Below are 8,526 nucleotides of genomic sequence, written 5' to 3'. Positions count from 1 at the left end.
TTCGTCCTCTCTGCGCGCAGGGCCGCGTGGTCGTGGTGCGGCGGTTGCCGGATGCCCCCTGCAAAGCGACCGGCCAGTGTGGAGCGGCGATCGAGGCGGGCGGTTGTGCGCTTAGCGCGGGAACGCTAAAATGCCCGCATGCGGGAAGGACAATCGCCTCCTCCCGTATGCGGGCAGTATTCTTCGTTGGGGGAAAATTATCTACCGCTGCTAAGGTTGAATTGCGGGAATAGGCCGGAACATTATCATACTCTGATGTTGAGGAGCGGGGATGACACCTTATTCACCTGCGGAAACAGCTTCAACCGAGACAAGGACGCCCGATGATCTGCGCCTGACCTATGTCCTTGCCACCATCGGCTTCGCGTTCCTCATCGGGTGGGAGCTGTCGGCCACCTTCAGTCCCTCCCTCGCCCTCCTCGGGTTCTGCGATGTGCGGGAGGCCACGGCCCTGCGCATCGTGTCGGTGCTGACGCTGGCGGCCACGTTCGCGTTCTGCGCATGGAAGGCCGATTGGGCTTTCGAGAACCGCAACCGCCTGTTTGCCATCGGCTCGCTGCTCGCGCTCGCGGCGGTGGCGAACGCGTTCGTGAACACGGCGTTCGCGGGCATCCCGCTTGCCGTCTCGGTGGTCTCCTGGGCCCTGTTCGGCGTTGCCCAGGGAAGCATCATGATGTACTGGTGCGTGTTCTTCAGCCTGATTCCCACCCGGCGTACCGCGGTGGTCATCGGGCTGGGCTCCATCGGGGGCACGCTGCTGTTCGTCTTTGCCAACGCCTCGGACACCCAGTGGCTCAACCTGTCGGAGATCACGCTGTTCATCGTGGGATCGGTGGGGTTGGCGGCCTACCTTTCCACGCGCATCCCCGCCGAGCGCATCCTGCCCGTGGGGGCATTTCGCCGCACGAAGGTGCTGACGGTGCCGGCCGCGCTGTCGGTTGCCAGCCAGGGGGCGGTGTACGGGTTCATGGCCATCGAGCTGTGCTCCATGGGCCAGGAGGTGGCCGTCATCGGGGGCGCGAGCGGGCTGGTGGGCACGCTGGTGGCGCTTCTGTGGGCGCTGCTCGGGTCCAAGGTGGACGTGGACATGGCGGTCGTCCAGCGCATCTCGCTGCCCGTCCTCATGGCCGGCATGCTGCTGTTTCCGTTCTTCGACGGGCTGGGGCGGGTGGTGTGCGGCGGCATGATCATCGCTGCGCTCGCGCATTCGACCATCGTGGGATGGTGCACCACGAGCATCGACAACTACGAGTTCCGGCTGCATCCGGTGGATCGGTTCGCCCTGCGCCAGACCCCCAGCTACCTGGGTTTCCTGGCCGGGTCGGCGGTGGCCTACCTCGCGGTGTTCGCGTATCCGCTTGCGGGGACGCAACTCGACCTGCTGATGGTGGCGTTCGCCTTGGTGCTGGTCGTGGCGTTCTGCGTGTACGGGGGCGATGACGCCCAGGCGCGGAAGCGGTTGAACGAGCTGCTGGCGCCTCCTGCCGCAGAACGGGCTCTCGAAGCCGCAGGGGATGTCGGTGCGGACCAGTCGGGGCCTGGCTTCTTCAGGAAGCGCTGCGAGCTCGTGGCCCAGCGCTACGCCCTGACGCCGCGCGAGGAGGAGGTGTTCCTGCTGCTGGCCAAGGGGCGCAACGCCGAGCACATTGCCGAGCAGCTGGTGGTGAGCCCGGCCACGGCCAAGTCCCATATCTACCACATCTACCGCAAGCTCGATATCAGCTCGCAGCAGCATCTCATGAACATCGTTGAGGACTACGACGGGGAATAGGGGCGCGGTCCCCTGGCCGGCCGAAGCGTGCTGGAGAGGCTGCGCGCCTCGGCCGGCCTCCGATCCCTGCCTCGCAGAGATGCGGCCTGATGGGATGCGGCGTGCGTCAAAAAAGGCCTTGGAACCGCAAGCGGTCCCAAGGCCTTCGTGCGCGGAGCGCAGGTGGGGAAGAGGGCTTACAGGCCCATGACCCCCACGATGAACGGCATCCAGGCGGCCATGATGAGCACGAGGGCCACCGAGGGCACGATGCCGGTCTTGAACATGTCGCCGAAGGTGTAGTAACCCTCGCCGTAGGTCAGCATGACCGTGGGGTTCACGGGCATGAGGTAGTTGCCCGCAACGACCACGGCCAGCGCGATGGTGGGCACGGCCGGCGACACGCCGAAGCCGGCGCACAGCGTGATCATGATGGGCAGGAAGATGCCCAGGATGGCCACGCCGATGGGGCACACGGTGTGCAGCAGGTAGATGAGCGCGAGCAGGAGCGCGAAGGCTGCGAAGAAGCCCAGGTCCATGACGCCGCTGCCCGAGATGGCTCCGGCGAGGAACGCCGCGCCGCCCGTGGCCTCCACCACGCCGCCCATGGACATGATGGTGCCGCACATGATGACGATGCCCCACGGCACGGAGCCCTGGAACTCCTTCCAGGTGAGCAGGTCCATGCCCGGCAGGAACATGACGGTCAGGCCGATGAGGGCGACCACCGTGGCGTTGAGGACGGGAACCCAGTTGCCCACGATCCACAGCACCAGCATGGCGCCGATCACGAGGATGGCCTTCACCTCGTAGGCCTCGATCTTCTTGGCGCCGGCGGCCTGGTCGCGGATGCCCTGCAGGCAGGAGTCGGCGATGGGCTCGGGCTTGAGGATGGCCGTGATGAAGAACCAGCAGATGGGCGTCATGATGATGACGACGGGCAGGGCGACGAGCACCCAGTCGAGGAACGAGATGGAAGTGCCGGTGGCCTGCTGCAAAGTGTTCATGGCCACGACGTTGAACGAGCTGCCGGCAGGCGTGGCCATGCCGCCGGTGACGGCGGCGATGGGGATGCCGATCATGAGGCAGCGGCCCAGGTTCGACTGCAGCGGCTTGGCATCGGCGGCCTTGAGGATGGTGAGCGCGAAACCCAGGAACAGCACCGTGCAGGGCACGTCGGACATGACCGTGGACACGAGCGTGGTGGCGCACATGAAGCCCAGCACGAGCTTGCGCGAGTTGGCGCCGGTCCAGCCTATGAGCGCGTTGATGAGGCGCACGCCCCAGTTCGTCTTGAGCATGATGACGGGCATCGAGAACACCGCGATGATGAAGAGCAGCGCGGGGCTGGCGAAGCCGCCGATGGCCTTGCCCAGGTTGTCGACCACGCCGAGCACCGGGCACAGCACGACGACGAGCAGGGCGGTGGCGCCCAGGGGCAGGGCCGAGGTGACCCACAGCGCCACGAGCGCGCCCAGGATGCCGAGCGCGGTGGCTCCTTGGTGCGAGAGGGCCTCGGAGTCCGGAACCAGGAAGCCGATGGCGAGGCAGACAATCGCCAATCCTATCCCGATCAGGCGTTTTGCCATTGGAACGTTGGTGTTTTCCATGCGTTGTACCTCCTTGTTGAGAGAGTGCGGTGCATTTTTCCGCCGGTGCGGAGCCGGGTTCCCAGTCCGGTGCAGAGCTCTCGATCGCCGCGGCCCCCTGCCGCGTGCCCCGCATTATAGAGACTGCCTTCGACAAGGGGCAAATACGTATGTTGCAAGAAGCGGTACCTGCTGCCGTAGGGCTGCAATGCGAGAATCGAAACCCTTCGCTTCAACATCTGCATACTGTGGAGCGCTCACCCTCCCGACGGCGGGCAGGAGGCGGCGCTTCAGTATCTGGGTATGAGGGCTGCGGGGCAGAAACGCAGATTTCAACATCCGCTGCGGAAGATTTTCCAATCCATCCGGGCGATGCTGGACGAAGGAGGACAAGACTGCAATCGATAGGGAGGCGGCATGGACTACGAGGCGCGACAAGGGGAGGCGGGCGCGGCACCCGTTGCGGCGGCGCGGGGCGCGAGGCCGAAGAAGCTGTTCTATGGCTATATCTTGATCCCCGTGCTGGGGTTCATGTACTTCTGCTCTTCGGGCATCGTTTTGCCCACGGCCACCATCGTCAACCCGCTCATGCTCCAAGATGCGTCGCTTGGCATGAACGCCACCATGCTGGGAACGGGTTTTTCGCTGTTCGTGCTGGTGCAGGGGCTCTCGGCACCGCTCGTGGGGGCGCTCATCGCGAAGAAGGGCGCCCGGTTCAGCATGGCGCTCGGTGCAGCGGTCATGCTGCTGGCCATGCTCGCGCTGATATTCCTCGTGTCCTCGCCGGTGGCGTACTTCCTGGTGTTCGGCATCGTGACGAGCGCCGCCACCATGATGGTGGGCCAGCTGGCCGTGCAGAGCACGATCGGCGACTGGTTCGTGGCGCGCCGCGGCGTCGCCATGACCGCCATGATGGTTCTGGGAGCGAGCGCGTCGTTCGTGGGGCCGCCCGTCGTGAACGCCATCGTGGGCGCCACGGGCGGTACGTGGCGCAGCGGCTGGTACCTGCTGGTGGGCCTGAGCGCGGCGCTCATCCCCGTGGCGCTTCTGCTTGTGAAGAACAAGCCTGCCGACCTGGGGCAGCATCCCGACGGCGTCGCCGACCCGAGTGTGCTCGGCGGTAGCGGCAAGGGCTTCAAGGTGTACAAGAACACCGATGCCGTGCCGTTCAAGCGCGTGGCGAGGACACCGGCCTTCTGGCTCATCTCGCTGGCGGCCACGGGTGGGTTCGCGTCGTATACGCTGGCCACCTCGCAAAGCGCCCTGCACTTCTCCTCGCTCGGCTTCGACAGCGGGCTTGTGGTGGCGGGCGTGGCCGTCATGGGCGGTGTCAGCCTGCTGGGCAAGCTCCTTCTGGGCATGGTGTCCGACCGCATCGAGCCCATCAGGCTCATCGTGGCGTCCACGGTGATCTTGGTCGTGGGCATCCTGGCCGGCGCGGCGGCGCAGAACGAGGCGATGCTCTTCGCGTTCTACGTATGCGTGGGCTTCGGGTTCGGCGGCGTCAATGCCGTGTTTCCCACGGCCATGGCCAACTACTTCGGGGCCTCGTCGTTCTCCAAGAACCTGGGCACGGGCATCATGATCACCACGGTGGTGGCCTCTGCGCTGCCCATTGCGAGCGGAGCCGTATTCGATGCGACGGGGACCTGCACGATCGCGTTCTACCTCACGGCGGGCATCGTCGCCGCGTGCGCGGCGTGCGGGCTCTTCGTGCGGATTCCGCGCTGCGATACGGAGACGGAGGCGGCGGTGGAAGCGGTTGCGCAGTAAGGGACCCTGCGCATCCCCGGTCATGGCCGTGCGAGGGCGGGAGCGCCGACATGCTGGCGGGAGCCGCGCACAGCGCCGTTCGATCGATCAGGCGTCGGCGGGGGCATCCGCCGAGCGGAACCGCTCGGCGTGCTCCCGTAGAAGCTCGGCAAAGTACTCGAGGTCGGGGCGTCCGGGGTCGCTGTCCATGAGCGCGAAGGCGTCCACGTAGCGCTTCTTATCCGCGAAGGGAAGGATGACCACATGCTGCTTGAGCATGTCGGACATGAGGGGCTTGTACTTCCGGTCCACCTTGGTGAGCAGGTGGATGCCGTCGCCTGGGTCGGTGGCGTAGAATTCCAACGGGTTGTCGGTGGGAACGAGCGTGATGTTGGGATAGAAGCCCACCTCGCGGCACAGCGCGATGAAGTCCTCGCGGAACCGCTCGCTGTAGCGGTTCGCCTGCAGGATGAAGCGGGATTGCGCAAGGTCGGCAAGCGCGAGCTGTCCCTTGGCCGCCAGCGGCGAGGTGCGCGAGACGCCGGCCACGAGCTCGCCGTGGAACTCGGGAATCCAGATGGCCTCCACCGAGTCGGACACATGGAGCTCCGTGGGCGGGTTCTCGGAGATGATGGTCTCGAAGGCGACGTCCACCTTGCCGGCATCCACCATCTGCTGCCCGCCCAGCCCGGAGTTGTCCATGTTGACGAACTCCACGCGCAGCCCGGCGAAGCGCTCCTTGGCGCGGGCGACGACCTCGTTGATGCCCACGTAGAGCGCGTTGGTGTGCAGCAGGTCGAGGATGAGGATGCGATCGCTGCCGCCCGCAGGAAGCGCGCGCAGTTCGGCGAGCATGTTCGCCTGGTCGCCGATGATCTTGCCCGCATGCTTGAGCACCACCTCGCCGGCTGCCGTGAGGCTCAAAGGACGGGTGTCGTAGAAGAGCCGGCATCCCAGGTCGTTGGAGAGGGCGTTCATGTGCCGGCTCAGCGAGGGCTGCGACATGTTCAGGTCGCGGGCGGCCGACACGAAGCTCTTGTGGGCGGCGAGCGCCATGAATTCCCGGTACACCTCGATGTCCATGAAAGACCCACCGTCCTCGCGTCGACTCGGTTTATGCAGAATGTGAAAAGTAGGATACCAGAAGATGAATGGGCATGCATTCGGGCATGGGAAGGGCTGCTGCAACATACGTATTTGGGTCATGCCGGCGCGGCTTCCTATAATGGCGGCGGCCGGCAGGGACTAAGCGCGCCCCATCCGGTTTCCGGCCGGTGGGGCCGCCTCGCACCGACTCCCCTTCCCAGCAGGCAGACTGCCGATTCCTTCGAACGATAGGAGCAACCCATGGACTTCAAGAAGACCGAGGAGCAGGAGCTTCTGCTCGACAGCCTGAAAACCGTCATGGAGCGGGGCAACTTCGAGGACTACTTCAAGGAGTGCGACCGCAACCACGAATACCCCCAGAAGGCCGTGGACGCCCTCGTGGAGGCCGGCTTTACCACCCTCGGCATCCCCGAGGAGTTCGGCGGCACGCCCACCGACACGCTCACCCAGGTCATGGTGGCCGAGGAAGCGCACGCGCTGGGCTACCCGTCGCTGTGCTGGATCAACTTCGCCACCGAGGTTGACGACATCCTCACGTTCGGCAACAAGGAGCAGCAGGAGAAGATCTTGGGATACGCGCTGGAGGGCAAAAAGCCCTTCACGCTCGGCTTCACCGAGCCGCAGGCGGGCTCTGACAGCGCCGCCATGGCCACCACGGCCACGAAGCGCGACGGCAAGGTGTACATCAACGGCAACAAGACGTTCAACACGAGCGCCGACCGCGCACCCTACATGCTGTGCGTGTGCCGCAGCGGCGTGAACGAGAGCCCCTACAAGGACTTCAGCATGTACCTGTTCCCGATGGACCGCCCGGGCGTGGCCATCGAGAAGCTCGACAAGATAGGCAACAACATGTGCGGCACCTACGAGGTGCACCTCGACGACGTGGAGTGCGAGGAGTCCGACCTGGTGGGAGAGGAATGCAAGGGCTTCTACCAGCTCATGAAGAACTTCGAGGTGGAGCGGCTGACCATCTGTGCCGCCAACGTGGGCATGGCCCGCTGCGCGTACGACGAGGCCCTGCGCTACGCCGCCCAGCGCATGCAGTTCGGCAAGATCATCGGGAGCTTCCAGCTGGTCCAGGAGAAGCTCGTGGACATGAGGATAAAGATCGAGAACATGCAGAACCTGCTGTACAAGACCGCGTGGAAGAAGGACAACGGCGAGTCCATCATGATCGACTCGTCGCTCGTGAAGCGCTACACCGGCCAGGCCGCCTTCGAGGTCATCGACGACGCCATGCAGATCATGGGCGGCATCGGCTACACGCACGACTGCCGCATCTCGCGTTTGTGGCGCGACCAGCGCGTCTACCGCATCATGGCGGGCACCGAGGAGATCATGGTGCACACGGCCGGCCGCGCGCTCATCAAGGAAGCGCAGTAGGAACGCCCATCGACGAGGAGGGATTCGCGAACCATGAACATCGTGGCATGCTACAAGATCGTCCCCGATGCCCAGGACATCGAGGTCGGCGCCGACGGGGCCCTGCGCCTCGACCGCGCGCAGTGGGTGCTCGGCGAGTACGACCTGGTGGCCATCGAGGCGGCGGCGCAGCTGGCCGCCGCCACCGACGGGAGCGCCGTGCTGCTCTCCGCCGGGGGCGAGAAGCTGAACGACACGAAGCTCGTGAAGGCCGCCCTGTCGCGTGGTGCCGACGAGCTGTACCGCGTGGTGGACCCGGCCCTCGAGGACGCCGATGCGTTCCAGACGGCCTCGGTGTTGGCCGCGGCGCTGCGCAAGATCGATTTCGACCTCGTGGTCTGCGGCGAGGGCTCGGCAGACCGATACTCCCAGCAGGTGGGCCTGCTCGTAGGCGCGCTGCTGGGCCTGCCCGTGGTGAACGCAACGGGCAGCGTGCGCGCCGAGGGCGACGCGCTTTTGGTGGAGCGCGTGCTGGAGAACGAGGTGGAAGTGCTCGAGATCGCGCCGCCGGCCGTGGTGTCCATGACCTCCGATGCCGTGCTTCCGCGTATCCCGCAGCTCAAGGACATCCTCGCTGCGGGCAAGAAGCCCGTGACCACGTGGAGCCTCGACGAGGTGGGCGGCATTCCCGAAAGCCCGGTGGAAACCGTTTCCGTGAAGGCGCCCGCGAGCATCGCGCGCAAGGGAATCGTGCTCGAAGGGGCGACGGACGAGAATATCGGCGAGCTGGTGTCCGGCATCCGGGCATCGCGGTAAGGCAGGTGGAGAGCATGAGTGCTTTGAGCAAGGTATGGGTGGTGAGCGAGGCTCCCGAGCGCTTCGCAAAGCTTGGTGCCGTGGGCCGTCGGCTGGGGGAGCGGGTCGAGGCCGTGGCCGTGGGCGAGGGCGCGGCGCAGGCGGCCG

General features: G+C 65.7%; 6 protein-coding genes. 4 read left to right on the top strand and 2 right to left on the bottom strand.

Going from position 1 to position 8,526, the window contains the following annotated elements; all coding sequences use genetic code 11:
- Positions 1-271 precede the first annotated feature (271 nt).
- On the top strand, positions 272-1,771 hold the full coding sequence (locus GPA_RS11720) for a helix-turn-helix transcriptional regulator (protein ID WP_015539994.1): 1,500 nt from the start codon (positions 272-274) through the stop codon (positions 1,769-1,771).
- 176 nt (positions 1,772-1,947) lie between these two features.
- Here GPA_RS11720 and GPA_RS11715 read toward each other — a convergent pair whose 3' ends face one another.
- On the bottom strand, positions 1,948-3,360 hold the full coding sequence (locus GPA_RS11715) for an SLC13 family permease (protein ID WP_041239551.1): 1,413 nt from the start codon (positions 3,358-3,360) through the stop codon (positions 1,948-1,950).
- Positions 3,361-3,756: 396 nt separating this feature from the next.
- Here GPA_RS11715 and GPA_RS11710 point away from each other — a divergent pair, with 396 nt between their 5' ends.
- Entirely contained in the window at positions 3,757-5,112 is a 1,356-nt protein-coding gene (locus tag GPA_RS11710; RefSeq protein WP_015539992.1) for an MFS transporter, read from the top strand.
- 87 nt (positions 5,113-5,199) lie between these two features.
- On the opposite strand, the gene GPA_RS11705 is transcribed toward GPA_RS11710, so the two are convergent.
- Positions 5,200-6,174 (bottom strand): LysR family transcriptional regulator, encoded by a 975-nt coding sequence (locus GPA_RS11705; protein ID WP_015539991.1) that lies wholly within the window; start codon positions 6,172-6,174, stop codon positions 5,200-5,202.
- A gap of 264 nt (positions 6,175-6,438) precedes the next feature.
- Here GPA_RS11705 and GPA_RS11700 point away from each other — a divergent pair, with 264 nt between their 5' ends.
- Positions 6,439-7,584, top strand: coding sequence for an acyl-CoA dehydrogenase (locus tag GPA_RS11700; RefSeq protein WP_015539990.1), 1,146 nt, complete (start codon positions 6,439-6,441; stop codon positions 7,582-7,584).
- A 33-nt stretch (positions 7,585-7,617) separates the two neighbouring features.
- Entirely contained in the window at positions 7,618-8,379 is a 762-nt protein-coding gene (fixA, locus tag GPA_RS11695; RefSeq protein WP_015539989.1) for a putative electron transfer flavoprotein FixA, read from the top strand.
- Positions 8,380-8,526 lie beyond the last annotated feature (147 nt).

Source organism: Gordonibacter pamelaeae 7-10-1-b (assembly GCF_000210055.1).
Taxonomy (GTDB): Bacteria; Actinomycetota; Coriobacteriia; order Coriobacteriales; family Eggerthellaceae; genus Gordonibacter; species Gordonibacter pamelaeae.
Note: the sequence above shows the minus strand (reverse complement) of the source record. Positions and strands in the feature narration are given on the sequence as shown.

What these genes read in the sequence shown, in the direction of transcription:
- GPA_RS11720 (WP_015539994.1), top strand. Translation starts at nt 272, where the DNA reads ATGACACCTTATTCACCTGCGGAAACAGCTTCAACCGAGACAAGGACG.
- GPA_RS11715 (WP_041239551.1), bottom strand. Translation starts at nt 3,360, where the DNA reads ATGGAAAACACCAACGTTCCAATGGCAAAACGCCTGATCGGGATAGGA.
- GPA_RS11710 (WP_015539992.1), top strand. Translation starts at nt 3,757, where the DNA reads ATGGACTACGAGGCGCGACAAGGGGAGGCGGGCGCGGCACCCGTTGCG.
- GPA_RS11705 (WP_015539991.1), bottom strand. Translation starts at nt 6,174, where the DNA reads ATGGACATCGAGGTGTACCGGGAATTCATGGCGCTCGCCGCCCACAAG.
- GPA_RS11700 (WP_015539990.1), top strand. Translation starts at nt 6,439, where the DNA reads ATGGACTTCAAGAAGACCGAGGAGCAGGAGCTTCTGCTCGACAGCCTG.
- fixA (WP_015539989.1), top strand. Translation starts at nt 7,618, where the DNA reads ATGAACATCGTGGCATGCTACAAGATCGTCCCCGATGCCCAGGACATC.